Origin of the sequence: Escherichia sp. Marseille-Q3837 (genome assembly GCF_916618735.1) — a bacterium.
In the GTDB taxonomy this organism is placed as follows: Bacteria; Pseudomonadota; Gammaproteobacteria; order Enterobacterales; family Enterobacteriaceae; genus Escherichia; species Escherichia ruysiae.
On record NZ_CAKAKC010000001.1, the window covers coordinates 2,985,821 to 3,011,800 of the forward strand.

General features: G+C 49.5%; 26 protein-coding genes and 1 other annotated feature. Of the genes, 9 read left to right on the forward strand and 17 right to left on the reverse strand.

Annotated features, from left to right (window positions below; all coding sequences use genetic code 11):
• Positions 1 to 51 precede the first annotated feature (51 nt).
• A complete protein-coding gene (gene kch, locus LG381_RS14250) occupies positions 52 to 1,299 on the reverse strand; it encodes a voltage-gated potassium channel protein (RefSeq protein ID WP_024212520.1) in 1,248 nt (415 codons plus the stop codon).
• 300 nt (positions 1,300 to 1,599) lie between these two features.
• Positions 1,600 to 1,896 (reverse strand): YciI family protein, encoded by a 297-nt coding sequence (locus tag LG381_RS14255; RefSeq protein ID WP_072648419.1) that lies wholly within the window; start codon positions 1,894 to 1,896, stop codon positions 1,600 to 1,602.
• Between the two features lie 223 nt (positions 1,897 to 2,119).
• Between LG381_RS14255 and tonB the strand changes: the two genes are divergently transcribed.
• Positions 2,120 to 2,839, forward strand: a complete 720-nt coding sequence (gene tonB / locus LG381_RS14260) for a TonB system transport protein TonB (protein ID WP_024212522.1) — start codon at positions 2,120 to 2,122, stop codon at positions 2,837 to 2,839.
• Positions 2,840 to 2,878: 39 nt separating this feature from the next.
• Here tonB and yciA read toward each other — a convergent pair whose 3' ends face one another.
• The 3 genes from yciA to LG381_RS14275 all read right to left on the reverse strand — a co-directional run bounded on the left by yciA (position 2,879) and on the right by LG381_RS14275 (position 4,694).
• On the reverse strand, positions 2,879 to 3,277 hold the full coding sequence (yciA, locus tag LG381_RS14265; protein WP_000108165.1) for an acyl-CoA thioester hydrolase YciA: 399 nt from the start codon (positions 3,275 to 3,277) through the stop codon (positions 2,879 to 2,881).
• 104 nt (positions 3,278 to 3,381) lie between these two features.
• Positions 3,382 to 3,921 (reverse strand): septation protein A, encoded by a 540-nt coding sequence (locus tag LG381_RS14270; protein ID WP_000808667.1) that lies wholly within the window; start codon positions 3,919 to 3,921, stop codon positions 3,382 to 3,384.
• Positions 3,922 to 3,950: 29 nt separating this feature from the next.
• Positions 3,951 to 4,694 (reverse strand): YciC family protein, encoded by a 744-nt coding sequence (locus tag LG381_RS14275; RefSeq protein WP_000028528.1) that lies wholly within the window; start codon positions 4,692 to 4,694, stop codon positions 3,951 to 3,953.
• A 354-nt stretch (positions 4,695 to 5,048) separates the two neighbouring features.
• Between LG381_RS14275 and ompW the strand changes: the two genes are divergently transcribed.
• A complete protein-coding gene (gene ompW, locus LG381_RS14280) occupies positions 5,049 to 5,687 on the forward strand; it encodes an outer membrane protein OmpW (protein ID WP_000737249.1) in 639 nt (212 codons plus the stop codon).
• A 58-nt stretch (positions 5,688 to 5,745) separates the two neighbouring features.
• Here the strand turns inward: ompW and LG381_RS14285 are convergent, their stop codons facing one another.
• The 9 genes from LG381_RS14285 to trpL form a co-directional block, all read right to left on the reverse strand.
• Positions 5,746 to 6,252: a DUF892 family protein gene (locus LG381_RS14285; protein WP_001079506.1), complete on the reverse strand. Its 507-nt coding sequence runs from the start codon at positions 6,250 to 6,252 to the stop codon at positions 5,746 to 5,748.
• Positions 6,253 to 6,297: 45 nt separating this feature from the next.
• Positions 6,298 to 6,798 carry a ferritin-like domain-containing protein gene (locus LG381_RS14290; protein ID WP_001056485.1) on the reverse strand — a complete coding sequence of 167 codons (501 nt, stop codon included), beginning with the start codon at positions 6,796 to 6,798 and terminating at the stop codon, positions 6,298 to 6,300.
• A gap of 85 nt (positions 6,799 to 6,883) precedes the next feature.
• Positions 6,884 to 7,063, reverse strand: coding sequence for a general stress protein (locus LG381_RS14295; RefSeq protein WP_000807651.1), 180 nt, complete (start codon positions 7,061 to 7,063; stop codon positions 6,884 to 6,886).
• Between the two features lie 381 nt (positions 7,064 to 7,444).
• Positions 7,445 to 8,251: a tryptophan synthase subunit alpha gene (trpA, locus tag LG381_RS14300; RefSeq protein ID WP_225762561.1), complete on the reverse strand. Its 807-nt coding sequence runs from the start codon at positions 8,249 to 8,251 to the stop codon at positions 7,445 to 7,447.
• Positions 8,251 to 9,444, reverse strand: a complete 1,194-nt coding sequence (trpB, locus tag LG381_RS14305) for a tryptophan synthase subunit beta (RefSeq protein ID WP_000209511.1) — start codon at positions 9,442 to 9,444, stop codon at positions 8,251 to 8,253. Before trpB ends, trpA begins: the two co-directional genes overlap by 1 nt.
• An 11-nt stretch (positions 9,445 to 9,455) precedes the next feature.
• Positions 9,456 to 10,817 carry a bifunctional indole-3-glycerol-phosphate synthase TrpC/phosphoribosylanthranilate isomerase TrpF gene (gene trpCF / locus LG381_RS14310; RefSeq protein WP_225762562.1) on the reverse strand — a complete coding sequence of 454 codons (1,362 nt, stop codon included), beginning with the start codon at positions 10,815 to 10,817 and terminating at the stop codon, positions 9,456 to 9,458.
• Entirely contained in the window at positions 10,818 to 12,413 is a 1,596-nt protein-coding gene (gene trpD / locus LG381_RS14315; RefSeq protein ID WP_016158394.1) for a bifunctional anthranilate synthase glutamate amidotransferase component TrpG/anthranilate phosphoribosyltransferase TrpD, read from the reverse strand.
• On the reverse strand, positions 12,413 to 13,975 hold the full coding sequence (gene trpE, locus LG381_RS14320) for an anthranilate synthase component I (protein WP_225762563.1): 1,563 nt from the start codon (positions 13,973 to 13,975) through the stop codon (positions 12,413 to 12,415). Before trpE ends, trpD begins: the two co-directional genes overlap by 1 nt.
• 21 nt (positions 13,976 to 13,996) lie before the next feature.
• Positions 13,997 to 14,090, reverse strand: a sequence feature (Trp leader region).
• On the reverse strand, positions 14,067 to 14,111 hold the full coding sequence (trpL, locus tag LG381_RS14325) for a trp operon leader peptide (RefSeq protein ID WP_001700591.1): 45 nt from the start codon (positions 14,109 to 14,111) through the stop codon (positions 14,067 to 14,069). (Overlaps the previous feature by 24 nt.)
• Positions 14,112 to 14,248: 137 nt before the next feature.
• Between trpL and rnm the strand changes: the two genes are divergently transcribed.
• From rnm to rluB, 4 genes are all read left to right on the forward strand, one after another.
• Complete coding sequence (rnm, locus tag LG381_RS14330) at positions 14,249 to 15,130, forward strand: RNase AM (protein WP_001285663.1); 882 nt, start codon at positions 14,249 to 14,251, stop codon at positions 15,128 to 15,130.
• Positions 15,127 to 15,747, forward strand: a complete 621-nt coding sequence (locus LG381_RS14335) for an L-threonylcarbamoyladenylate synthase (RefSeq protein WP_001516499.1) — start codon at positions 15,127 to 15,129, stop codon at positions 15,745 to 15,747. The genes rnm and LG381_RS14335 overlap by 4 nt, the downstream gene beginning before the upstream one ends.
• Positions 15,748 to 15,774: 27 nt before the next feature.
• Entirely contained in the window at positions 15,775 to 17,673 is a 1,899-nt protein-coding gene (locus LG381_RS14340) for a DUF2207 domain-containing protein (RefSeq protein ID WP_225762564.1), read from the forward strand.
• 211 nt (positions 17,674 to 17,884) lie between these two features.
• Positions 17,885 to 18,760, forward strand: a complete 876-nt coding sequence (gene rluB, locus LG381_RS14345; RefSeq protein WP_001291217.1) for a 23S rRNA pseudouridine(2605) synthase RluB — start codon at positions 17,885 to 17,887, stop codon at positions 18,758 to 18,760.
• 39 nt (positions 18,761 to 18,799) lie between these two features.
• Here rluB and cobO read toward each other — a convergent pair whose 3' ends face one another.
• Positions 18,800 to 19,390 carry a cob(I)yrinic acid a,c-diamide adenosyltransferase gene (gene cobO, locus LG381_RS14350; RefSeq protein ID WP_001278904.1) on the reverse strand — a complete coding sequence of 197 codons (591 nt, stop codon included), beginning with the start codon at positions 19,388 to 19,390 and terminating at the stop codon, positions 18,800 to 18,802.
• Positions 19,387 to 20,145, reverse strand: a complete 759-nt coding sequence (locus LG381_RS14355) for a YciK family oxidoreductase (protein WP_085460781.1) — start codon at positions 20,143 to 20,145, stop codon at positions 19,387 to 19,389. The genes cobO and LG381_RS14355 overlap by 4 nt, the downstream gene beginning before the upstream one ends.
• Before the next feature lie 218 nt (positions 20,146 to 20,363).
• Between LG381_RS14355 and sohB the strand changes: the two genes are divergently transcribed.
• Entirely contained in the window at positions 20,364 to 21,413 is a 1,050-nt protein-coding gene (sohB, locus tag LG381_RS14360) for a protease SohB (RefSeq protein ID WP_000422074.1), read from the forward strand.
• A gap of 35 nt (positions 21,414 to 21,448) precedes the next feature.
• On the opposite strand, the gene LG381_RS14365 is transcribed toward sohB, so the two are convergent.
• Complete coding sequence (locus LG381_RS14365) at positions 21,449 to 21,700, reverse strand: YciN family protein (RefSeq protein WP_001031530.1); 252 nt, start codon at positions 21,698 to 21,700, stop codon at positions 21,449 to 21,451.
• Between the two features lie 379 nt (positions 21,701 to 22,079).
• On the opposite strand from LG381_RS14365, the gene topA reads away from it, so the two are divergent.
• Both topA and cysB read left to right on the forward strand, forming a co-directional pair.
• The gene (topA, locus tag LG381_RS14370) at positions 22,080 to 24,677 is read left to right on the forward strand and encodes a type I DNA topoisomerase (protein WP_024212414.1); all 2,598 of its coding nucleotides are present in this window, start codon (positions 22,080 to 22,082) and stop codon (positions 24,675 to 24,677) included.
• Positions 24,678 to 24,885: 208 nt separating this feature from the next.
• The gene (gene cysB, locus LG381_RS14375; protein WP_000776255.1) at positions 24,886 to 25,860 is read left to right on the forward strand and encodes an HTH-type transcriptional regulator CysB; all 975 of its coding nucleotides are present in this window, start codon (positions 24,886 to 24,888) and stop codon (positions 25,858 to 25,860) included.
• Positions 25,861 to 25,980 lie beyond the last annotated feature (120 nt).

Sequence of the window (25,980 nt, forward strand, 5' to 3'; positions counted from 1 at the left end):
GTTCCGGGCACCATTGCGGTGCCCAGCAAGTTTACCTTCAGCCTTTTAAATCTATTTTTGCGCCGATTCATTACTGTCAGTTTTCGTTTCATCGTCATCGCTGAAAATACCATGCCCGGAGTTCAGCAACATTGAGACGAGCATATCATTATTAATCTCTTCACCATTTAAAACCCGCGCCAGAATTTCGCTGCCAAAAAGCTGCGGCGAAAGAATGATGTCCGGATGTACCATTTTAATTTTATTCAGGTTTTTGCTATCGCTGACGGCCAGCACCGTTTTGACATCTTTGCTCATATCTTTGGCTGACAGGACGACAAAAGCGTTATCTGCATCGTTATCACTGAGCGCCAGAATAGCCCGACAGTGATCGATTCCCGCTTTTTTTAATACCGAACTGTCATTGCTGTCACCGGGAATAACATCAGCATTGTCGCCTAATCGTTGCTCAAGTTGTTTGATGTCATCTTCTGGCAAATTGCTGATAACAGTCACGTTTTGTCCGCGTTGATTCAGTTGCAGAATAGTGTTGATTGCCAGAATGGAGTGACCGCAAACAATAAAGTGATCTTTACGATTCATCGTATGCTTGTTTCCTTTCACAAGTTTATTGAATCCTCCTCGGATAAGAGGACCAAAAATAGAGGTCATGGAGGTGGCGAAAACGGTAATGCCGGAAATAATGACTGAAATAGTAAACAGGCGTGCCGATTCAGACACGGGAACGATATCGCCATAGCCCACGGTTGACATAGTTTCTATCGAAAAATAGAAAGCAGTCATCAGGCTCTCTATTCGCGGATTGAAACCCTCACTTAAATACAGCGCGCCGTAGGTGGAGTAAAACAGTAACGTCGTAAAACTAATAAAAGCAAAAATTGTCCCGGCGGCGGCACTACTGTGTGAGAAGTCTTTGCGCAGCACCAGCAGAATCACCAGCGTAAAGATGCAAAAACCAATACTAAATTTCAGCCAGGGATAAAAATGCAAGGTGTAGATCAGCGTAATCAACAACAAAATAATACTGATTGCCCATGCCAGTTTTGCTCGAAATAACAAGCCGATCGAATTCAGAACAAGAAAGACGCCGAGCATAAACAGCGGCGCATTGGCCAGCAAGGAGAGATCAAGTTCCGAAAATGCCTGGATATGGAAAATATCGAGCAGATTGACCGACATACCATAGATTGTTTTAAAAATAAGCAATCCATTTAAAAAGACGGCTAGCGCGATAATATCGTGCCGCAGGGTCACCCATAAATTTACTGCTGTTTGCTTGAATGTAGCCCAGTGACTCACTGATACCTCTGTAACCACAATTTTGTTTAATTATCTCTACGCGTACATAATGTGAGCATACATGCGACGCGTGAATATGTTAAACAATAGTAGATGACTTTATCCGCAGTAATCAAAGGATTTGATTGAGCAATACCTTGTCAGGGAGGGGCATTTTTCCTGAATATGCTGACATCGTATAAAGAAATACAGATAAAGTTATTATCTGTTTGTCATAGCGGCTGCGATGGCATACCTACAAGGAAAGGCCAAACAAGAACACGGTTGCTAAAACCGTGTTCTAAGATGTTGAGCCTCTATTCAGAACACTTTCTTAAAGGGCTTGACTGAAACGTGTTCATACACTCCAGCCGCCACGTAAGGATCGGCATCAGCCCATGCTTGCGCTGCTTCCAGAGATTCAAATTCAGCAATCACCGTCGAACCTGTAAAACCTGCGGCACCAGGATCATTGCTATCAACTGCTGGCATTGGTCCCGCAGTCAGCAAACGACCTTCATCATGCAGTAACTGCAAACGCGCTAAATGTGCCGGACGAACGGAAAGACGTTTTTCGAGACTATCGGTTTTGTCTTGAGCGTAAATTACATACAACACGGGCACAACTCCTTGTTCGGAAAAGTTGTAAAGTACGTTATTTGAAAGGGCGAAGATCTGCAACGGAAAGATGATGTCTTTGTTAAGAGTCTGGATAAAGTCAGGCCAATTACGCCAAAAATTGCGTTTTCACTGATCCTGATCGTTTTGTGTTATTGAATATGATTGCTATTTGCATTTAAAATTGAGGCCTGGTTTTTCTACTGAAATGATTATGACTTCAATGACCCTTGATTTACCTCGCCGCTTCCCCTGGCCGACGTTACTTTCAGTCTGCATTCACGGTGCTGTCGTGGCGGGTCTACTCTATACCTCGGTACATCAGGTTATTGAACTACCTGCGCCCGCGCAGCCGATTTCTGTCACCATGGTTGCGCCAGCGGATCTCGAACCGCCACAAGCCGTTCAGCCGCCGCCGGAGCCGGTGGTAGAGCCAGAGCCGGAACCTGAGCCGATACCTGAACCGCCAAAAGAAGCGCCGGTGGTCATTGAAAAGCCGAAGCCAAAACCTAAGCCAAAACCTAAGCCAGTGAAAAAGGTGCAGGAACAGCCAAAGCGCGATGTTAAACCAGCGGAGTCGCGTCCGGCATCACCGTTTGAAAATACGGCACCAGCGCGCCCGACCACCAGCACGGCAACGGCTGCAACCAGCAAACCAGTCACTAGTGTGGCTTCAGGACCACGCGCATTAAGCCGCAATCAGCCGCAGTATCCAGCGCGTGCGCAGGCATTGCGCATTGAAGGGCAGGTTAAAGTTAAATTTGACGTTACACCGGATGGTCGCGTGGATAACGTACAAATTCTTTCCGCCAAACCCGCAAACATGTTTGAGCGCGAAGTGAAAAACGCGATGCGCAGATGGCGTTACGAGCCGGGTAAGCCAGGAAGTGGAATTGTGGTAAATATTCTGTTTAAAATTAACGGCACCACCGAAATTCAGTAAGTAAAAAGTCAAAAGCCTCCGACCGGAGGCTTTTGACTATTACTCAACGGGTAAGGCGCGAGGCTTTCCTTCAGGATCTACAGCGACATACTTAAATAATGCTTCCGTCGCTTTATAGCGTTGCCCAAGTGGTTCAGACGCCACCTTTTTCACCCACACTTCAATATTAATACTGACAGATGTTGTCCCTTTTTGGACACAGCGTGCATAGCAGCACACTACATCGCCGACCGCAACCGGCCGCAAGAAAGTCATTCCTTCAACCCGCACGGTTACTACGCGACCGTGTGCAATTTCTTTTGCCAGAATGGCACCACCAATATCCATCTGCGACATTAACCAACCACCAAAGATGTCACCATTGGCATTGGTATCGGCAGGCATGGCTAAAGTTCGTAAAACCAGATCGCCCTGGGGGACGTTATGTGTTGTTGACATGGTAAAACCGACTAAAAAGGAAAATCACAGGCGCGATGCTACTATGATTTTCCTGAGGAGAACAGAGGAGATACAGCGCCAGCCCCGAAGGACTGGCAGTCTGGTTATGATTTATCTTCCTGTGGCATGTGGCGGTAGATATAGATACCGCTTAACAGCGTGAAGATTAAGGTGAGGGCGGTCAGACCGAACACTTTGAAGTTGACCCAAATATTTTGTGGTAGCCAGAAAGCGATATAGATGTTTGCCAGCCCGCAAAGGATAAAAAAGACTGCCCAGGCCAGATTCAACTTCGACCATACTGGCTGCGGCAGGGTAAGCTCTTTACCCAACATACGTTGAATCAGCGGCTTTTTCATTACCCATTGGCTAACCAACAGAGCACCGGCAAACAGTGCGTAAATTACGGTGACCTTCCATTTAATAAACTCATCATTGTGGAAGAATAGCGTCAGACCACCGAAGACAACCACCAGAACAAAGGTGATCAGAGCCATCTTCTCAACCTTACGAAAGCGAACCCAGCTATAAATAAGCACAATCGCTGTGGCGACGATCAGCGCCGCAGTTGCCGCATAGATGTCATAAATCTTATAGAACGCGAAGAAGACAACCAGCGGTAGAAAATCAAGAAACTGCTTCATTTTACGATTCCGTAATCAAATACTTAGGGTTATTGGCGAATCAACATGTACAGACGGAACAGATAGATGAGCAATACGGCTGAAATCAGGTTGCTCAAGGTGTTCGCCAGTACAGCGCCAATTTCTGGGGTTAATGCGGCAAACGAAGAGGCAAACAGCAACAACAGTGTTTTTGCCAGCAACCAGCTCAATACCGCAGGTGCCACCAGACGCATATTCGCCCATGTCAGCCGCATACTGCTGCGCATGGAGGCGAAAACGCCCATTTTATCCTGGACCAGCATCACGGGAGCCAACGCCAGCAGGATGGCCATGATGATACCAGGAACGACCACCAGCATGATGCCTATTTGCACAATCAATGTTGTCAGGAGGATTAGCAAGAATAGCTTCGGTAATACCGGAGCGCTCGCGCCAATTGCCCGTAATGCGCTGACCCGCTGACCGGCGGACACTAGCTGGATCATTAATAATACGCCGCCCGCAAGAATGGCGTTACCGATTAATCCTGAAAAGGTAGAAGCAGCGGATGCACGCAGCAAAATCTGCTGTTGTTCCGGGGACATATTTTGTACCAGGTCGAACAACCCACCGCCGCCACTAACGGGTACACCGTCATTGAGCTGCGCAAGTTGAGCGTCACTGGGTGAGAAAACATGTCCTAACACCACTGTGATAAATGCACAAAGCAACGATACCAACAGAATGGTCATAAATTGATTACGGAAGAAATTTCCGGTGTCACGGTATACGGACTGCGCCGTGATAGACATGCACTCTCCTTGAGTTTTATGCAGGTGTTAATTAGCGGGCAATTGTACCCTGGTTAGCCTCTCAGTGGCAGCATCAGGTCATGTATGGAAAAGCATATCTTTGTAAAGCGGAGGTAATTGTTGGCATTTATGTGTGCAGACGGGAGCAAGTGGCGAGCGCGTTAATATTTGCGCAGCGCAAATATTCGAAAATTGATTTAAATCACATTAACCAGGATTTGTGATGCAACTTCTAAATTAATCCAGATCAATAAAGGGTGATTTAGAGGATGTAGTGTGATCTGTGTAGGATCATTTGTTACCCCAATGTAGGTATATTTGTCACGTTTTTATAACCATAACGACGGAGCGGATATGAAAAAATTAACAGTGGCGGCTTTGGCAGTAACAACACTTCTCTCTGGCACAGCCTTTGCGCATGAAGCAGGCGAGTTTTTTATGCGTGCAGGTTCTGCGACTGTGCGTCCGACAGAAGGCGCTGGTGGTACGTTAGGAAGTCTGGGGGGATTTAGCGTGACTAATAACACTCAGTTGGGCCTGACGTTTACGTATATGGCGACTGACAATATCGGTGTTGAATTACTGGCAGCGACGCCTTTCCGCCATAAAATCGGTACTCGCGCGACCGGTGATATTGCAACAGTCCATCATCTGCCGCCAACACTGATGGCGCAGTGGTATTTTGGTGATGCCAGCAGCAAATTCCGTCCTTACGTTGGTGCCGGTATTAACTACACCACGTTCTTTGATAATGGATTTAACGATCATGGCAAAGAGGCCGGGCTTTCCGATCTCAGTCTGAAAGATTCCTGGGGCGCTGCCGGGCAGGTTGGGGTGGATTATCTGATTAACCGTGACTGGTTGGTTAACATGTCAGTCTGGTACATGGATATTGATACTACCGCAAATTATAAACTGGGCGGTGCACAGCAACACGACAGTGTACGCCTCGATCCGTGGGTGTTTATGTTCTCCGCAGGATATCGTTTTTAATTCCCCGCAAAAATGACCCCGTAATTACGGGGTCAATAAGGACATGGTATAAAGGGTATTATTTCTTCGCTTCTACGCCATCAGTTTCAGCACGAATTAAAAATTTTTCAGTTGTTTGCGGAATATGCTGAATTAGCCAGTCGGCCATCTGCTTTTCCTCATTTAAAATCGCTTCGATGACCGGAATAGAGGCTGTATCACCGGCATTTTTTGCCGCAGCTAATAGTGAGGTATAGCAGGCGATTTCAAATTGCTCGAAGACATAGCCGCTAATGGAACCTTTGACAATTTCATCAGAAGGAAAAATACCACCGATTGACTGCCCAAGCGCAGCCATTTTACTCATGGAATCTTTAATGACTGAACGTGAAATGTCATTACGATCAAGAATAGTTTCCAGTTGAACAATCTGGTTTTTGGTTTCACTAAGATGTTGTTCAATACGAGCGCGTAGTTCAGGATAATTATCTATACGGCTGGCCATGGATTCAAGCATAGATTCGGCTTGCTTTTCCATTGCGTGGGCGTCACGTAGCCAGTCATGATAATGTTCAATACGATTCATGAAAATGTCCTCTTTATAAAATTACTGAAAGTTGAAGTTCATATTTCAGGCTTTATTTTCGGCTTTCTTATTTACGTTATTAAGAGCCAGATCAGTCAGTTTGATGTCTGTGGCCTTTTCTTCTTCCAGAGTTTCTTTCAGAAGCTTCGCTGCTTTACGGTAACCTAATTGTTCAGCCAGTGTCGCTAAGGTCCCGTAACTGGCAATTTCATAGTGCTCGACTTTCTGTGCAGCAGCAATGAGCGCGGCGTCACGCACTTCGTTTTTTTCTGTGCTCTCAATGACCTCATTAGCTTCTTCAATGAGTCCTTCCATTGCTACGCACTTCATGCGTTTAATTTTAAGATTTGATTCGGATTCTACGACTTGATCAATACGTTCTATCTGTCCATGAGTTTCCTCAAGGTGCGCATGAAAAGCCTGACTTAGTTTTTCGTTTGATGTTGCTCTGGCGAATTTTGCCAGTGCCCGGGTTAATTGTTTTTCTGCGCTGTAGGTGTCTGAAAGCAGGTGAATAAATACATCTTCAATAGTCTTCATATTCATATTTTTCTCCAGTGAAATCACTGCGAGCCATACGGCCCGCAGATACAATTATCTTTATCAGCTGATATTAATAATTAACGGTGGATCAGGATTTTCCTGATTTATTACCACCGCTTTGTTGACCGCCTTTTTTACCCGCTTCGGATGCGCGTTGCGGATCGTTTTTAAAATTACCGCCGCTGTGCTGACCACCTTTACGACCTGCGTCGGATGCCTTCTCACGATCTTCGGCGAAATTTCCTGAACCACCACGATGTTCGGCCATGTTATTTCTCCCGTTACGTTGCATTGTTTGACTAATATGAGTGTTGTGTGTCGACACTCATTAAAATTAGTTGCTAATAAGAATTAGTCAAATTAAGCGTGACAAGGAGGGAGGGTGGAAAATATATTTTGAGGAAGGTTCTGGATATATTAATAATTGCCTGAGGAATAAGTGACTTAGGAAAAATTATTGATTTTACTGGTGTTATGTTGCGGGATTAATTTGTTTGATTATATTACTATTGGGCGGAAAAATGACGTAAGTTGACGTATGTTAGGGTTAAGCGAAACGGTAAAAAGGCAAATAATAAATAAAATTAAGATTTTTCTGGCTTCGTTAAAGGAATACAAAATGCCGCCAGCAGAACTGACGGCTGTGGGATTAACTGCGTGTTGCCGCTTTCATCGGTTGTATAAAAGCTTTCAATGCCACCAACATTTTCTCTGGCTCATCAATATGTTGCTCGATGATTTTAACAATGGCCGAACCAGAAATCGCGCCCGCAGCTCCTGCATCAATCGCTGCTTTTACCTGATCCGGGGCGGAAATACCAAATCCCTGCAATGGAGGTGCAGCGTTGTACTCTTTCAGCTTCGCAACCAGATGATTGAGGGGTAACGCGGCGCGGTTTTCTGCGCCGGTCACGCCCGCACGCGACAATAAATAGGTGTAACCACGACCATAAGAGGCTATCTGACGCAGCAAATCATCGTCGGCATTCGGCGGGCAGATAAATATAGGTGCGACGTTATGGCGCAACGCAGCCTGGCGGAAGGGCGCAGACTCTTCCACGGGCACATCGGCAACCAGCACCGAATCGACGCCGAGTTTCTCGCATTGGGCATAAAACTCATCAATACCTTTGTTAAACACCAGGTTGGCATACATCAGAAGGCCAATGGGAATATTCGGGTGTTTCTGGCGAATCAGTGCCAGCATTTCAAAACATTGTGCCGGGGTCACACCCGCCGCAAAAGCACGCAGTGTGGCGTTTTGAATCGTCGGGCCATCTGCCAGCGGGTCAGAGAAGGGGATGCCTAACTCCAGCGCGTCAGCACCGGCTTCAATTAGCGTATCGATAATTTTCAGCGACTGCTCAATGCCCGGATCACCGAGCGTGACGAAAGGAACGAATGCGCCTTCTTTGCGCTCCTTCAAACGGGCAAACAGAGTTTCATAGCGTTCCATCAGATTTCCCCTCGTGCTTTCAAAATATCGTGAACGGTGAAGATGTCTTTGTCGCCGCGACCGGAAAGGTTAACCACCAGCAGCTGCTCTTTTTCCGGGTTTTCGCGCATCATTTTCAGCGCATGAGCCAGGGCATGGGAGGATTCCAGCGCCGGAATAATCCCTTCATGCAGGCACAGCGTTTTAAAGGCGTCCAGTGCTTCATCATCGGTAATTGAGACATAATCAGCGCGTCCAGTGCTGTTGAGATACGCGTGTTGCGGGCCGACAGACGGGAAATCCAGCCCGGCTGAGATGGAGTAAGATTCTTCAATCTGCCCGTCTTCTGTCTGCATCATCGGCGCTTTCATACCGAAATAGATGCCCACACGACCATGTTTCAATGGTGCACCGTGCTCGCCGGTTTCGATACCGTGACCGCCTGGTTCCACCCCAATCAGGCCAACGTCGGTTTCGTTGATGAAATCAGCAAACATCCCGATGGCATTCGAACCGCCGCCAACACAGGCGATAACGGCGTCCGGTAGGCGACCTTCTCTTTCCAGAATCTGTGCTTTGGTTTCTTCGCCAATCATCCGTTGAAACTCACGCACAATGGTCGGGTAAGGATGCGGGCCAGCTGCGGTGCCCAGCATGTAGTGCGCGGTTTCATAACTTCCGGACCAGTCGCGCAGTGCCTCGTTACAAGCATCTTTCAGCGTCGCGGAACCGCTATGTACCGGAATCACTTCCGCGCCCATTAAGCGCATACGAAAAACGTTGGGCGACTGACGTTCGACGTCTTTGGCACCCATATAAATTCGACATTTCAGGCCAAGCAGGGCGCTGGCAAGGGCAGACGCCACACCATGCTGACCGGCACCGGTTTCGGCGATGATTTCGGTTTTACCCATCCGCTTCGCCAGTAAGGCCTGACCTAGCACCTGGTTTGTTTTATGTGCGCCGCCGTGCAGTAAATCTTCACGCTTCAGGTACAACGTGGTGTTAGTGCCGGCCGTAATATTCTGGCATTTGGTCAGCGCGGTCGGGCGTCCGGCATAGTTTTTTAGCAGATCATTAAACTGCGCCTGAAATTCTGGATCTTTTTGTGCGCTGACGAAGGCTTCTTCCAGCTGGCGCAGGGCAGGCATCAGGATTTGTGGCACGTACATGCCGCCAAACTCACCAAAATACGGGTTAAGTAATGTTGTCATTGTTCCTTTCCTTAATATGCGCGCAGTGTCTGGAAAACCGAGGCCAAAAGACGTGCGTCTTTGATGCCCGGTTGCGACTCTACAGCAGAATTAAAATCAAGCCCGGCGCAGCCGGTTTGTGCCGCTTCCACGCAGTTATCTGCGCCTAAGCCACCCGCCAGCAGAACGTTGCCAAGTGATTGACCGTTTAACAGTGACCAGTCGAAACGTTGCCCGCTTCCGCCCTGGCCGTTATCGAAAACATATTTATCAACGTGCTGAAAATCGCGCGCGGGCAGGGTTTCTCCAACGCTCAATGCTTTCCAGATGGCAACGTTTGCTGGCAGAGCATCACGCAGTGCGTCGATATATTGCTGATCTTCACTGCCATGCAGTTGCACTGCCACCAGCGATAACACCTTAGCTTTGCCTGCCACATCGGCAATATCGTGATTGCGGAACACGCCAACATACTGCAACGGTGCCGCAGCCATCACTTCCTGCGCCTGTTCAACGTTGACGCAACGTGGTGATGTCGCAACAAAAATCAACCCACCGTAAATCGCGCCCGCGTCATAAGCTGCTTTAGCATCTTGCCCACGCGTCAGGCCACATACTTTATTCTCACCCAGCAACACCCGACGCACGGCGGCGTGCAAATCGTCATGGGCCATCAACGCCGAACCAATCAGAAAACCGTTAGCGAAGTGGCTTAACTCGCGCACCTGAGCGTAAGTATTGATGCCGGATTCGCTGATTACCGTCACGTTGTGCCCCAGTTTCGGCGCAAGCTCGCGGGTACGGTTGAGATCAATCGACAAATCACGCAGATCGCGGTTGTTGATGCCAACGACCTTTGCCCCCAATGCAATGGCGCGCTCCAGTTCCTCTTCATTACTGACTTCAGTCAGCACACCCATCTCCAGACTGTGGGCGACGGCTGCAAGCTGGCGATACGATTCGTCGTCCAGCACTGAAAGCATTAATAAGCAGGCATCAGCCTGGTAATAGCGCGCCAGATAGATCTGGTAAGGGTCGATAATAAAGTCTTTACATAAAATCGGCTGTGGCGCGATTTGGCTGACGATGGGGAGGAAATCAAAGCTTCCCTGGAAATATTTCTCATCAGTCAGCACCGAAATTGCCGAAGCGTAATGCTTATAAATCGAGGCAATGCGTGCCGGATCGAAATCATCACGGATCACGCCTTTTGATGGCGACGCTTTCTTGCATTCCAGAATAAATGCGGTACGTGCACCTTGTAGCGCATCATAAAAATGTCGCGTGCTCGGCTGAATTTCATTCTGAAAACTGGCAAGTGGTTGCTGCTGTTTACGGGCTTCTACCCAAATCGCCTTGTCCGCGACGATTTTCGCTAAAACGGTTTGCATCATTTACCCTCGTGCCGCCAGTGCGGTGACTCTGTCGTAAGCGGAACCACTACGCAGTACCTCAAGAACGGTTTGCGCATTGGCTTGCAGATCTTCCTGGCCATGCAGGCGCATTAACATGGCGACATTCGCCGCGACGGCTGCCTCATGGGCGGCGTCGCCTTTACCTTGTAACAAACGTGTTAAAATGTCACGGTTTTCTTCCGGCGTTCCGCCTGCCAGTTGTTCCTGGTGGTAGGGCGTCAGGCCAAAATCTTCTGCGGTCAACTGATAGCTTTTAATTTCGCCATCGTGCAACTCGGCAACAATCGTTGGTGCGTGTAACGAAACTTCATCCATTCCGCCGCTGTGCACAACCGCTGCGCGTTGATACCCCAACACGCGCAGCGTTTCGGCAATCGGCAGTACCAGCTCCGGACTATAAACACCAATTAACGCCAGCGGCGGATGCGCCGGGTTAATCAATGGCCCCAGCACGTTGAACAGAGTGCGGGTTTTCAGTTGCTGACGAACCGGCATCGCGTGGCGGAATCCGGTGTGATATTTCGGTGCAAAGAGGAAACAGACGCCTAACTCATCCAGCGCCTGGCGCGATTTATCGGCGTTCATATCAAGATTAATACCGAACGCCGCCAGCAGATCCGAAGAACCCGATTTACTGGAGACGCTGCGGTTGCCGTGTTTCGCCACTTTCAGCCCACAGGCTGCTGCAACAAAAGCACTGGCGGTAGAAATGTTGATACTGTTGCTGCCGTCACCGCCGGTGCCGACAATATCGGCAAACAGATAATCCGGGCGCGGGAACGGCGCAGCGTTTTCCAGAAGCGCAGTTGCTGCTCCGGCGATTTCGTTCGGGTGCTCGCCGCGAATTTTCATGCTCACCAGCGCCGCCGCCAGTTGTTCCGGCTTCAGTTCACCACGTACCACTGCTGAAAATAGCTGGTGGCTTTCCTGCTGGCTAAGGGTCTGCGCCTGATACAGTTTTTCCAGAATCGGTTGCAGCGTGTTGGTGGGTTCCAGCTTTTGCTGCGCCCAGGCCAGCGTTTGTTCCAGCAAGCGAGCGCCCTGGGTGGTGAGAATGGATTCCGGATGGAACTGGAATCCACAGACGCGATCCGCATCATGACGAACCGCCATCACCATGCCATTAAAATGGGCGTTGATGGTTAAACCGGCCGGAATGTTACTGCCCACCAGCGAGTGATAACGCGCCACTGGCAGAGGGTTTGTTAACCCGGCAAACATCGCCTGACCGTCATGTTCAATGCTCGACGCTTTACCGTGCAGAATTTCGCCCGCCTGGCCGACATAACCCCCATAGGCTTCGACAATCGCCTGATGACCGAGGCAAATGCCAATAATCGGCAGCTTGCCGCGCAGACGAGTAAGCAGCTCCGGCATACAACCCGCTTCGCTCGGCACACCGGGGCCAGGAGAAAGCATCAGCACCGGATTGCTCATCGTCGCCAGGCGTTCAATTAAGGTCTGCGCCGGAATATGGTTGCGGTAAATCACCACGTTATGACCATTGCTGCGCAACTGATCTGCCAGGTTGTAAGTAAAAGAGTCGATATTATCGAGCAGCAGAATGTCAGCCATCAGAAAGTCTCCTGTGCATGATGCGCGGTGGCGATAGCGCGCAGTACAGCGCGGGCTTTATTACGGGTTTCGTCGGCTTCCGACTGCGGAACAGAATCAAGAACCACGCCAGCACCGGCCTGCACGGTGGCGATGCCGTTTTCCACCAGTGCCGAGCGGATCACAATGCAGGTGTCGAGATCGCCGTGTGCGGTGAAATAACCTACCGCGCCGCCGTAACTGCCGCGTCGACGACCTTCCGCTTCGGCAATTAACTGCATGGCGCGCACTTTCGGCGCACCGCTTAATGTGCCCATATTCATACAGGCGCGATAAGCGTGCAGGGCGTCAAGATCGTGGCGCAATTCACCGACAACGCGGGAGACGAGATGCATCACGTAAGAGTAACGGTCAACTTTGGTGAGGTCGGCAACGTAGCGGCTGCCGGGGGTGCAAATGCGTGCCAGATCATTACGGGCGAGATCCACCAGCATCAGATGTTCCGAAAGCTCTTTATGGTTGGTACGCATCTCCAGTTCTATGCGGCTGTCGAGGTCTCTGTCCAGTGAACCATCGGCGCGACGACCTCGTGGGCGTGTTCCTGCAATCGGGTAGATTTCAATCTGGCGGCTGGTGGCGTCATACTTGAGCGAACTTTCCGGCGACGCACCGAACAGAGTGAAATCATCATCCTGCATAAAAAACATATACGGGCTGGGGTTACTCTTTTTCAGCACGTAATAGGCTGCCAGCGATGACGGGCAGGGCAGTGAGAAACGGCGAGAGGGGACGACCTGGAAAATTTCTCCGGCGCGAATCGCTTTTTGCAACGAACGCACTACGCCACCGAACTCTTCATCGCTCTGATTACATTCACAACGCATATGCGGTACGGAAACCACTGGCAGCGGCGGCGCGGCTTCGGTCAGTTGCTGACGTAGTTCGTTCAGGCGTGCAGTGAGACGCTGTTTTTCTTCTTCATTCGGCGCAAACAGGCTGGCCTGAATGCGGGTGCTTTTTTTCTGATGGTCAATCACCATCAGCGTTTCAGCGAGATAAAAACAGAAATCAGGGCAGTTATTTTCCGCTGACAATTGCGGTAAATCTTCAAACCCCGCGACCAGGTCATAAGAGAACAGGCCGCCAAAGAACATCGCTTCCCGTTCTTCCTTCGGTACATTCAACAGATTCTGCAATAAGCGGAAAGCGTCAAAAACCGAAAGGGAGCATAAGCGGGCGTCTTCATCCAGCAGTGGACTGACAGGGGGGAAGCGCAGCACACGGCAGTTTGGTGATTGTTCATTTTCCACCCCCGCAGGCAGGGCGTTATCCAGTAGTGTCAGCAGGGTTTCGCCATTGCCGGAAAGCGCCTGGATTGTGACAGTGTCACCTAGTGCTGTAATGCGCAGCGCACTGTCTACCAGCAGCAGGCTTTTTAAATCATCTTTGCTGTCGATATCTGCGGATTCCAGCAGCAGCGTTGCCGGACGATCCCCACACAACTGGTGAAAAAGCGCGGTGGGATTGTCGCGATAAGCGCCTTCGCAGGTTAGCAATTCGAGATTCGGTTTTTGTGTTTGCATTGTTATTCTCTAATTTTGTTCAAAAAAAAGCCCGCTGATTAGGCGGGCTGGGTATCTGATTGCTTTACGCATGGTGAATACACTGCCCGTTTCAGGAAGTGCGCCACCAACCTTTCAGTACGAAAATTGCTTTCATTGTCGATACCCTTTTTGCGTGAACTTGCGTACTAGTTAACTAGTTCAATGATTAATTGTCAACAGCTCATTTCAGAATATTTGCCAGAACCGTTATGATGTCGGCGCAAAAAACATTATCCAGAACGGGAGTGCGCCTTGAGCGACACGAATTACGCAGTGATTTACGACCTGCACAGCCATACGACAGCTTCCGATGGCTGTCTGACGCCAGAAGCATTGGTGCACCGTGCAGTCGAGATGCGCGTCGGCACCCTGGCGATCACCGACCATGACACCACAGCCGCAATCGCGCCAGCAAGAGAGGAAATTTCACGTTCGGGGTTGGCGCTGAATCTTATTCCCGGCGTGGAAATTTCCACGGTCTGGGAAAATCATGAAATTCATATTGTCGGGCTGAATATTGATATTACTCATCCGCTAATGTGTGAGTTCCTCGCGCAGCAGACAGAACGGCGCAATCAGCGGGCGCAGCTAATTGCCGAAAGACTTGAAAAAGCGCAAATACCTGGTGCGCTGGAAGGCGCGCAACGGCTGGCGCAGGGCGGTGCGGTGACGCGCGGTCATTTTGCTCGTTTCCTTGTGGAGTGCGGCAAAGCCAGTTCAATGGCGGATGTCTTTAAAAAGTATCTGGCGCGCGGGAAAACCGGATACGTTCCGCCACAGTGGTGTACAATAGAACAAGCTATTGATGTCATTCATCATTCTGGCGGTAAGGCGGTACTAGCTCATCCTGGGCGGTACAATCTTAGTGCTAAATGGCTGAAAAGATTGGTTGCGCATTTTGCCGAACACCACGGCGACGCGATGGAAGTCGCGCAGTGCCAGCAATCGCCCAATGAACGCACCCAACTGGCGACACTTGCGCGTCAGCACCATTTATGGGCATCACAAGGATCTGATTTTCATCAGCCATGCCCGTGGATCGAACTGGGTCGTAAACTCTGGCTGCCCGCAGGTGTTGAAGGCGTCTGGCAGCTATGGGAACAGCCGCAGAACACCACAGAGAGGGAATTATGAGTCAGTTTTTTTATATTCATCCTGATAACCCGCAGCAACGTCTGATCAATCAGGCGGTGGAGATCGTGCGTAAAGGCGGGGTGATTGTCTATCCAACCGATTCCGGCTATGCGCTCGGCTGTAAAATTGAAGATAAAAACGCCATGGAGCGTATTTGTCGTATTCGCCAGCTGCCGGACGGTCACAACTTTACCCTGATGTGTCGCGATCTTTCTGAACTCTCGACCTATTCCTTTGTGGATAACGTCGCGTTTCGTCTGATGAAAAACAACACGCCAGGTAACTATACCTTCATCCTTAAGGGGACGAAGGAAGTGCCACGCCGCCTGTTACAGGAAAAACGTAAAACCATCGGGATGCGCGTGCCGTCAAACCCCATCGCCCAGGCGTTACTTGAGGTGCTGGGTGAACCGATGCTTTCCACTTCGTTGATGCTGCCGGGCAGCGAATTTACCGAATCCGATCCGGAAGAAATTAAAGACCGTCTGGAAAAACAGGTGGATTTGATCATTCACGGCGGTTATCTCGGCCAGAAACCGACAACGGTCATCGACCTCACCGATGATACGCCAGTCGTGGTGCGTGAAGGCGTAGGTGATGTGAAGCCTTTCTTATAAAAAATTGCGTTCCACGGATGGAAGATTATGGCAGGGACATTTCGCTGCATTTTGCTGTTGATAGCTGGGCTGCTTTTCTCATCGCTGGGTTACGCGAAAAACATGGAGATTCCTTATCATGAAGAAGGGATCTCGCTCTTTGATGTTGAGGCCACCATGCAACCTGATGGGGTGCTCGACATTAAAGAGAACATTCATTTTCAGGCGAGAAATCAGCAGATTAAGCATGGATTTTATCGTGATTTGCCTCGATTATGGATGCAGCCTAATGGTGATGCGGCGCTGCTAAACTATCGCATTATTGGCGTCACTCGTGATGGTATTCCTGAACCCTGGCAACTTGACTGGCATATCGGGTTGATGAGTATTGTCGTGGGCGATAAGCAGCGTTTCTTGCCTCAAGGCGACTATCATTATCAAATTCATTACCAGGTTGAAAATGCTGTACTGCGTGAGGGTGATTCTGACCTGCTTATCTGGAACGTAACTGGTAATAACTGGCCGTTTGAAATCTATAAGACCCGATTTTCACTCAAGTTGCCTGATATTACGGGTAATCCATTTAGCGAAATCGATCTCTTTACTGGAGAAGAGGGCGACACATATCGAAATGGCCGCATCCTTGAGGACGGAAGAATTGAATCCCGCGATCCGTTTTACCGTGAAGATTTCACTGCACTCTACCGTTGGCCTCATGCCTTGCTGGATAATGCCCCGGCACAACACACGACGAATATTTTTAGCCATCTTTTTTTGCCCTCAACATCGTCTCTTATCATTTGGTTACCGTGTCTGTTACTGGTGTGTGGATGGTTATATCTCTGGAAGCGCAGGCCACAATTTACGCCGGTAGATGTGAGTGAAACTGAAATCATTCCCCCAGATTACACGCCTGGCATGTTGCGTCTCGATGCGAAGCTGGTTTACGACGATAAAGGTTTTTGTGCCGATATCGTAAATCTGATTGTGAAAGGAAAAATTCATCTGGAAGACCTGTATGACAAGAACCAGCAAATCCTGATTCGTGTTAATGAAGGCGCGACCAGAAATAATGAGGTACTACTGCCCGCAGAGCAGTTATTACTGGAAGCGTTATTTCGTAAAGGCGATAAGGTCGTTCTTACGGGGAGACGCAACAGAGTCTTACGCAGGGCATTTTTACGGATGCAGAAATTTTATCTGCCGCGTAAAAAGTCTTCGTTTTACCGACCGGATGCGTTTTTGCAATGGGGCGGACTGGCGATATTAGCAGTCATTTTTTATGGAAACCTGAGTCCCGTTGGCTGGGCAGGTATGAGTCTGGTGGCTGATATGTTTATCATGACCTGCTGGCTTCTTCCTTTTTTGTTTTCTTCCCTTGCGCTTTTGTTTGCCCGCGATGATGACAAGCCTTGCGTTAATTGTGTAATCATCACTTTGTTTTTACCACTGATTTGTTCAGGCGTGGCTTTCTATTCTCTCTACATCAATGTCGGAGATGTGTTCTTTTACTGGTATATGCCAGCCGGTTATTTTAGTGCCGTTTTCCTGACGGGGTATCTCACCGCCCTGGGGTATATTTTTCTGCCACAGTTTACACAAACTGGGCAGCAACGTTATGCCCACGGCGAGGCTATCGTCAACTATATTGCGCGTAAAGAGGCGGCAACGCACAGTGGGCGGCGGCGGAAAGGGGAAACACGGAAACTGGATTACACTTTGTTAGGTTGGGCGGTCTCGGCAAACCTTGGCAGAGAATGGGCAGCACGTATCACTCCGTCACTTACAGCGGCTGTTCGCGCTCCGGAAATTGCCCGTAGCGGCGTTTTATTCTCATTACAGATGCACCTGAGTCTGGGAGCTAATACCAGTTTGTTGGGGCGAAGTTATTCCGGTAGTAGTGCCGGTGGCGGTGGCGCAGTTGGCGGAGGCGGTGGTGGCTGGTAATCAAGCTGATGTTAATCGAAACAAGCTTTAACCCTAAAGATAGTGTAGTATGTTGCGCCTCAAAGCCAGGCCAGTTAAAACGTCATGTCGTTGACTTAAGGCCGGAAGAGTTCGAACAGACTTTACTATCAGTGAGTCAGATGTAAGTTCTGACTCACTGTTGCACAAAGCATATCAGACGCCTGGGAAGGCGACACCAAAAGGAAGCTCTATGAGCGAAAAGCTACAGAAAGTGCTGGCGCGTGCCGGCCACGGTTCTCGCCGTGAAATCGAATCTATTATTGAAGCCGGTCGTGTGAGTGTTGATGGCAAAATTGCTAAACTCGGCGATCGCGTTGAAGTTACTCCTGGACTGAAAATTCGTATCGATGGTCACCTGATTTCGGTGCGTGAGTCCGCTGAGCAAATTTGTCGCGTGCTGGCCTATTACAAGCCGGAAGGTGAGTTATGTACCCGTAACGACCCGGAAGGGCGTCCAACAGTGTTTGACCGTCTGCCGAAGTTGCGTGGCGCACGCTGGATTGCCGTAGGTCGTCTCGACGTTAATACCTGTGGTCTGTTGCTGTTCACCACCGACGGTGAACTGGCAAACCGTTTAATGCACCCAAGCCGTGAAGTTGAACGTGAATATGCCGTGCGTGTATTTGGTCAGGTTGACGACGCGAAACTGCGTGATTTGAGTCGTGGCGTGCAGTTGGAAGATGGTCCGGCAGCCTTTAAAACCATTAAGTTCAGCGGCGGCGAAGGGATCAACCAGTGGTACAACGTTACTCTGACCGAAGGCCGTAACCGTGAAGTTCGTCGTTTGTGGGAAGCGGTTGGTGTGCAGGTAAGCCGCCTGATCCGTGTTCGTTACGGTGATATCCCACTGCCAAAAGGTCTGCCACGCGGTGGCTGGACGGAGCTGGACCTCGCCCAGACTAACTATCTGCGCGAACTGGTGGAGCTACCGCCAGAAACCAGCTCTAAAGTCGCTGTAGAAAAAGACCGTCGTCGCATGAAGGCGAATCAGATTCGTCGTGCGGTGAAACGTCACAGTCAGGTGAGCGGCGGTCGTCGTTCTGGCGGACGTAATAATAACGGTTAATCAAAGTATGCCGGACGTCATATCCGGCATTTTTACAGATTAGTAATCAATCCCTATCTGCGCTTTTACACCGGCATCAAACGCATGTTTGATGGGGCGTAATTCACTTACCGTATCCGCCAATTCAAGAATATCCCGATGACAACCACGACCCGTGATAATCACCGTCTGTTGATGTGGACGTTCATTTAACGCCTGCACCACTTCTTCCAGTGGCAAATAGTCATACGCCACCATATACGTCAGCTCATCGAGCAAAACCATATCCAGTGAGGAATCCGCCAGCATTCGTTTTGCATGTTGCCAGACTTCGCGGCAGGCAGCGGTATCAGACTCACGGTTTTGCGTATCCCAGGTGAAGCCAGTTGCCATTACCTGAAACTCAACGCCGTGCGGCTCCAGCAGATTTCGTTCGCCATTAGGCCAGGTGCCCTTAATAAATTGCACGACGCCCACTTTTTTTCCGTGACCTACTGCGCGTGTTGCCGTACCAAATGCCGCTGTGGTTTTGCCTTTTCCATTGCCAGTAAAAACGATAATAATGCCGCGTTCATCCTGGGCCTGCGCCACACGGGCATCCACTTTTTCTTTAACTCGCTGCTGACGCTGTTGGTAGCGTTCATCACTCATTGGGAAATTCCTGGTTTACGGCCCGGTTGGGCGTCAAAGGTCATGCCGGTTTTACGGCGGCTATCATCGCCCATCAGCCAGAGGTAAAGTGGCATGATATCAGCGGGGGTTTTGAGTTTCTGCGGATCTTCCGTCGGGAAGGCGCTGGCACGCATGGCGGTGCGCGTACCGCCTGGGTTAATGCAGTTCACGCGCAGGCGCTGTTGATATTCATCGGCCAGTACCTGCATCATTCCTTCGGTGGCAAATTTTGAGGCAGCGTATGCACCCCAATTAGCCCGACCCTGACGCCCGACGCTTGATGAGGTAAAGACCAGCGAACCGGCGTCCGATTTGAGTAATAAAGGAAGCAGTGCCTGGGTCAGCATAAAGGTGGCATTAACGTTGACCTGCATGACATCCTGCCAGACCTGCGGATTTTGTTCACTCATCGGGCAAACTTCGCCAAGCAATCCGGCATTATGCAGAACGCCGTCCAGACGCGGATAATTAACGGCAATGCGCTGTGCCAGTTGATGGCAATCTTCGGATGTGCAGGTCAGTAAATCGAGAATAAACCACTGTGGATGACGTCCGGTCTCTTCGAATATACGCTGGGCGACCTGACGTAATTTTTCTTCATTACGTCCCAGTAAAATCACTGTCGCGCCATAACGCGCATAAGTCTGAGCGGCTTCACGACCAATGCCGTCGCTGGCGCCGGTTACCAGGATAATACGATCATTGAGTAAATCTTGTTTTGGTTGGTAATGCATGGCTACTCCTCAACGACATCATCAGTCGCGCTGCCAGTGTACTTTATGACTTTGAGGGGTTATGCCTTAAACAGAGGCGCATTTCAATCGGCCTGGGGCGATAACGCCGCAAAATGAATACTTTGTCATACTTTCTCGTCAAGAATATCTCTGCGAGACGGCTTAACGTGCCTGTTGTAAACTGTGAGGCAAAGCGTTGTTTAACCAAGGTGGGACTCGTGGAATTGTTGTCTGAATATGGTTTGTTTTTGGCGAAAATTGTCACTGTTGTTGTGGCGATTGCGGCTGTTGCCGCCATTATTGTCAATGTTGCGCAACGTAATAAACGCCAGCGTGGCGAGTTACGGGTTAACAATCTCAGCGAACAATATAAGGAGATGAAAGAAGAACTGGCAGCAGCTCTGATGGATCCGCATCAGCAAAAGCAGTGGCACAAAGCGCAGAAGAAAAAGCACAAGCAAGAAGCGAAAGCAGCGAAAGCAAAAGCCAAACTGGGTGAGGTGGTGACTGACAGTAAACCCCGCGTCTGGGTACTGGATTTCAAAGGCAGCATGGACGCGCATGAAGTTAACTCATTACGTGAAGAGATAACCGCAGTACTCGCGGCATTTAAGCCACGGGATCAGGTTGTTTTGCGTCTGGAAAGCCCCGGCGGTATGGTTCATGGTTATGGCCTGGCAGCCTCACAATTGCGGCGTCTGCGCGATAAAAACATTCCTTTAACCGTTACGGTAGACAAAGTGGCTGCCAGCGGCGGGTACATGATGGCCTGTGTGGCGGACAAAATTGTTTCTGCGCCGTTTGCCATTGTTGGTTCCATCGGTGTGGTAGCGCAAATGCCCAACTTTAACCGCTTCCTGAAAAGTAAAGATATTGATATTGAACTGCATACTGCCGGGCAATATAAGCGCACGCTGACATTGCTGGGTGAAAATACTGAAGAAGGGCGCGAAAAATTCCGCGAAGAACTGAACGAAACACATCAGCTATTTAAAGATTTTGTAAAACGTATGCGTCCGTCTCTGGATATTGAAGAGGTGGCTACCGGTGAACACTGGTACGGGCAACAGGCGGTAGAGAAAGGCCTGGTTGACGAAATCAACACCAGTGATGAAGTGATTCTTAATCTGATGGACGGTCGAGAAGTGGTCAATGTGCGTTATATGCAGCGTAAACGGTTAATCGATCGGTTTACCGGCAGTGCGGCAGAGAGCGTCGACCGATTGTTGCTACGCTGGTGGCAGCGTGGGCAAAAGCCTTTGATGTAAAAGACAAACGCGAGGTTCAGGCCTCGCGTTTTGCTTTAATCTACCAGATGATATTTTTCCGAGAGCACGTGTGCCAGGTGTTTGAACATATTAAACACAGCAGTGCTTTTCGCTGTCGGCAGCCCTTGCTCATCTAAAAAGTAATCGCCAGTAAACACCAGCACGCCATTACGCTGCGTGACGCCGGTGGCTTCAATTCCTGCGAGTGTGTCCTCATGCTCACGAATGATTTTGTTGGCCTCTTTCAACAGCGTTTCGCGGTCGATGGGTTGTGTCTCTTTGTTCATTATTTACTCCTTAAACAAGGACATTAGTCTACGCCAGGCATGGCATGCGGACAAATATACCACGCTGGCGTCAGGAGCGCCTTACTGGCAACTTTGGATTTTGCATGCTAATAAAGTTGCGTAACGGATTTTATCAGGTACAGTGTGACGCTTTCGTCAATCTGGCAATAGATTTGCTTGACATTCGACCAAAATTCCGTCGTGCTATAGCGCCTGTAGGCCAAGACCTGTTAACTCAGTCACCGGAATTTTCGTGAACAGAGTCACGACAAGGGGTTGATATCCGCAGAGAGCGAGTCCATATCGGTAACTCGTTGCCAGTGGAAGGTTTATCAATGTGCGACGCATTCCTGGAAGAATCAAATTAGGTAAGGTGAATATGGGTAAAGCTCTTGTCATCGTTGAGTCCCCGGCAAAAGCCAAAACGATCAACAAGTATCTGGGTAGTGACTACGTGGTGAAATCCAGTGTCGGTCACATCCGCGATTTGCCGACCAGTGGCTCAGCTGCTAAAAAGAGTGCCGACTCTACCTCCACCAAAACGGCTAAAAAGCCTAAAAAGGATGAACGTGGCGCTCTCGTCAACCGTATGGGGGTTGACCCGTGGCACAATTGGGAGGCGCACTATGAAGTGTTGCCTGGTAAAGAGAAGGTCGTCTCTGAACTGAAACAACTGGCTGAAAAAGCCGACCACATCTATCTCGCAACCGACCTTGACCGCGAAGGGGAAGCCATTGCATGGCACCTGCGGGAAGTGATTGGGGGTGATGAAGCTCGCTATAGCCGAGTGGTGTTTAACGAAATTACTAAAAACGCGATCCGCCAGGCGTTCAACAAACCCGGCGAACTGAATATTGATCGTGTTAATGCCCAGCAGGCGCGTCGCTTTATGGATCGCGTCGTGGGTTATATGGTTTCGCCGCTGCTATGGAAAAAGATCGCTCGCGGTCTTTCCGCCGGGCGTGTGCAATCCGTAGCGGTTCGCCTGGTGGTTGAGCGTGAGCGTGAAATTAAAGCGTTCGTGCCGGAAGAATTCTGGGAAGTCGATGCCAGTACGACTACGCCGTCTGGTGAAGCGTTGGCTTTGCAGGTGACTCATCAGAACGATAAACCGTTCCGCCCGGTCAACAAAGAACAAACTCAGGCTGCGGTAAGTCTGCTTGAAAAAGCGCGCTACAGCGTGCTGGAACGTGAAGACAAACCGACAACCAGTAAACCAGGCGCTCCTTTTATTACCTCTACGCTGCAACAAGCTGCCAGCACCCGTCTTGGTTTTGGTGTGAAAAAAACCATGATGATGGCGCAGCGTCTGTATGAAGCTGGCTATATCACTTACATGCGTACCGACTCCACTAACCTGAGTCAGGACGCGGTAAACATGGTTCGCGGTTATATCAGCGATAATTTTGGTAATAAATATCTGCCGGAAAGCCCGAACCAATACGCCAGCAAAGAAAACTCACAGGAAGCGCACGAAGCGATTCGTCCTTCAGATGTCAATGTGATGGCGGAATCGCTGAAAGATATGGAAGCAGATGCGCAGAAACTGTACCAGTTAATCTGGCGTCAGTTTGTTGCCTGTCAAATGACCCCAGCGAAATATGACTCCACCACGCTGACCGTTGGCGCGGGTGACTTCCGCCTGAAAGCGCGCGGTCGTATTCTGCGTTTCGATGGCTGGACGAAAGTAATGCCTGCGCTGCGTAAAGGCGATGAAGATCGTATTTTACCGGCTGTCGATAAAGGTGACTCCCTGTCGCTTGTTGAACTGACGCCTGCGCAGCACTTTACCAAGCCGCCAGCCCGTTTTAGCGAAGCTTCACTGGTTAAAGAACTGGAAAAACGCGGGATCGGTCGTCCGTCTACCTATGCGTCGATCATTTCGACCATTCAGGATCGCGGCTATGTGCGTGTGGAAAACCGTCGCTTCTATGCGGAAAAAATGGGTGAGATCGTTACTGATCGCCTGGAAGAAAATTTCCGCGAGTTAATGAATTACGACTTTACCGCGCAGATGGAAAACAGCCTCGACCAGGTGGCAAATCACGAAGCAGAGTGGAAAGCTGTACTGGATCACTTCTTCTCTGATTTCACTCAGCAGCTTGATAAAGCGGAAAAAGATCCGGAAGAGGGCGGTATGCGCCCGAACCAGATGGTTCTGACCAGCATTGACTGCCCGACCTGTGGTCGAAAAATGGGGATTCGCACCGCCAGCACCGGGGTATTCCTGGGCTGTTCCGGTTATGCGCTGTCGCCGAAAGAGCGTTGCAAAACCACCATCAACCTGGTGCCGGAAAACGAAGTGCTTAACGTGCTGGAAGGCGAAGACGCTGAAACCAACGCGCTGCGCGCCAAACGTCGTTGCCCGAAATGCGGTACAGCGATGGACAGCTATCTCATCGATCCAAAACGTAAGTTGCATGTCTGTGGTAATAATCCAACCTGCGACGGTTACGAGATCGAAGAGGGCGAATTCCGTATTAAAGGTTATGACGGCCCGATCGTTGAGTGTGAAAAATGTGGTTCTGAAATGCACCTGAAAATGGGGCGTTTCGGTAAGTACATGGCTTGCACCAATGAAGAGTGTAAAAACACACGTAAGATTTTACGTAACGGTGAAGTCGCGCCGCCGAAAGAAGATCCGGTTCCGCTGCCAGAATTACCGTGCGAAAAATCGGATGCTTATTTCGTGTTGCGTGACGGCGCTGCCGGTGTGTTCCTGGCGGCCAATACTTTCCCGAAATCACGTGAAACGCGTGCGCCGCTGGTGGAAGAGCTTTATCGCTTCCGCGACCGTTTACCAGAAAAATTGCGTTATCTGGCTGATGCGCCACAGCAAGATCCAGAAGGTAATAAGACAATGGTTCGTTTTAGCCGGAAAACCAGGCAGCAATATGTCTCTTCGGAAAAAGACGGAAAGGCAACTGGCTGGTCAGCATTTTATGTTGATGGCAAATGGGTTGAAGGGAAAAAATAACCTTTAATTCTTTCTGGTTTTTAAAACAAAGGGTCGCAAAAGCGACCCTTTTTTATTGCATATTATTTTATCTCCACACCTATACACTAAAGCTATAAATGATATAGTGGTTATAGTTAGCACCTTTTTTATTATTAAATCGTATTAGTCACCCGTCAGGAGTGACGAAAAAACGATGTTCTGATGGCGTCTAATTGGATGGTTTAACATGAAATTACAACAACTTCGCTATATTGTTGAGGTCGTCAATCATAACCTGAACGTCTCATCAACGGCTGAAGGACTTTACACATCACAACCTGGGATCAGTAAGCAAGTCAGAATGCTGGAAGATGAGCTGGGTATTCAAATTTTTTCCCGTAGCGGTAAGCATTTGACGCAGGTTACTCCAGCCGGGCAGGAAATAATTCGTATCGCTCGTGAAGTTCTGTCGAAAGTTGATGCTATTAAATCGGTCGCCGGAGAGCATACCTGGCCTGATAAAGGCTCGCTGTATATCGCCACCACGCATACTCAGGCGCGCTATGCATTACCGAATGTCATCAAAGGTTTCATTGAGCGTTATCCTCGCGTTTCTTTGCATATGCATCAGGGATCGCCGACACAAATCGCCGATGCCGTCTCTAAAGGTAATGCCGATTTCGCTATCGCCACGGAAGCACTTCATTTGTATGAAGATTTGGTGATGCTGCCATGCTATCACTGGAATCGGGCTATTGTGGTGACACCTGACCATCCGCTGGCGGGCAAAAAAGCAATTACCATTGAAGAACTGGCGCAGTATCCGTTGGTGACGTATACCTTCGGTTTTACCGGACGCTCCGAGCTGGATACCGCCTTTAACCGCGCAGGGTTGACGCCGCGTATTGTTTTCACGGCTACCGATGCTGACGTGATTAAAACTTACGTCCGCTTAGGGCTGGGTGTTGGGGTAATTGCCAGCATGGCGGTGGACCCGGTTTCTGACCCTGACCTGGTTCGTGTTGATGCGCATGACATTTTCAGCCATAGCACAACCAAAATTGGTTTTCGTCGCAGTACGTTTTTGCGCAGTTATATGTATGATTTCATTCAGCGTTTTGCGCCGCATTTAACCCGCGATGTCGTTGATGCCGCCGTAGCACTGCGTTCCAATGAAGAAATTGAGATCATGTTTAAAGATATCAAATTGCCGGAAAAATAATTACCTGCATTATTTCCGGCACCTTTTATGTTTTCGGGGTGCCGGAATATATCCTTTGTTCTTTCTTATTTGTACACCGCTCACAATATAATTATCCCTGAAATCTTTATGGTAAATTGG

What these genes read in the sequence shown, in the direction of transcription:
- trpCF (WP_225762562.1), bottom strand. Translation starts at nt 10,817, where the DNA reads ATGATGCAAACCGTTTTAGCGAAAATCGTCGCGGACAAGGCGATTTGG.
- trpB (WP_000209511.1), bottom strand. Translation starts at nt 9,444, where the DNA reads ATGACAACATTACTTAACCCGTATTTTGGTGAGTTTGGCGGCATGTAC.
- yciA (WP_000108165.1), bottom strand. Translation starts at nt 3,277, where the DNA reads ATGTCAACAACACATAACGTCCCCCAGGGCGATCTGGTTTTACGAACT.
- LG381_RS14275 (WP_000028528.1), bottom strand. Translation starts at nt 4,694, where the DNA reads ATGTCTATCACGGCGCAGTCCGTATACCGTGACACCGGAAATTTCTTC.
- cobO (WP_001278904.1), bottom strand. Translation starts at nt 19,390, where the DNA reads ATGAGTGATGAACGCTACCAACAGCGTCAGCAGCGAGTTAAAGAAAAA.
- LG381_RS14290 (WP_001056485.1), bottom strand. Translation starts at nt 6,798, where the DNA reads ATGAATATGAAGACTATTGAAGATGTATTTATTCACCTGCTTTCAGAC.
- trpD (WP_016158394.1), bottom strand. Translation starts at nt 12,413, where the DNA reads ATGGCTGACATTCTGCTGCTCGATAATATCGACTCTTTTACTTACAAC.
- LG381_RS14355 (WP_085460781.1), bottom strand. Translation starts at nt 20,145, where the DNA reads ATGCATTACCAACCAAAACAAGATTTACTCAATGATCGTATTATCCTG.
- trpA (WP_225762561.1), bottom strand. Translation starts at nt 8,251, where the DNA reads ATGGAACGCTATGAAACTCTGTTTGCCCGTTTGAAGGAGCGCAAAGAA.
- rluB (WP_001291217.1), top strand. Translation starts at nt 17,885, where the DNA reads ATGAGCGAAAAGCTACAGAAAGTGCTGGCGCGTGCCGGCCACGGTTCT.
- LG381_RS14285 (WP_001079506.1), bottom strand. Translation starts at nt 6,252, where the DNA reads ATGAATCGTATTGAACATTATCATGACTGGCTACGTGACGCCCACGCA.
- LG381_RS14365 (WP_001031530.1), bottom strand. Translation starts at nt 21,700, where the DNA reads ATGAACAAAGAGACACAACCCATCGACCGCGAAACGCTGTTGAAAGAG.
- ompW (WP_000737249.1), top strand. Translation starts at nt 5,049, where the DNA reads ATGAAAAAATTAACAGTGGCGGCTTTGGCAGTAACAACACTTCTCTCT.
- tonB (WP_024212522.1), top strand. Translation starts at nt 2,120, where the DNA reads ATGACCCTTGATTTACCTCGCCGCTTCCCCTGGCCGACGTTACTTTCA.
- trpE (WP_225762563.1), bottom strand. Translation starts at nt 13,975, where the DNA reads ATGCAAACACAAAAACCGAATCTCGAATTGCTAACCTGCGAAGGCGCT.
- LG381_RS14270 (WP_000808667.1), bottom strand. Translation starts at nt 3,921, where the DNA reads ATGAAGCAGTTTCTTGATTTTCTACCGCTGGTTGTCTTCTTCGCGTTC.
- LG381_RS14295 (WP_000807651.1), bottom strand. Translation starts at nt 7,063, where the DNA reads ATGGCCGAACATCGTGGTGGTTCAGGAAATTTCGCCGAAGATCGTGAG.
- LG381_RS14340 (WP_225762564.1), top strand. Translation starts at nt 15,775, where the DNA reads ATGGCAGGGACATTTCGCTGCATTTTGCTGTTGATAGCTGGGCTGCTT.
- cysB (WP_000776255.1), top strand. Translation starts at nt 24,886, where the DNA reads ATGAAATTACAACAACTTCGCTATATTGTTGAGGTCGTCAATCATAAC.
- LG381_RS14335 (WP_001516499.1), top strand. Translation starts at nt 15,127, where the DNA reads ATGAGTCAGTTTTTTTATATTCATCCTGATAACCCGCAGCAACGTCTG.
- topA (WP_024212414.1), top strand. Translation starts at nt 22,080, where the DNA reads ATGGGTAAAGCTCTTGTCATCGTTGAGTCCCCGGCAAAAGCCAAAACG.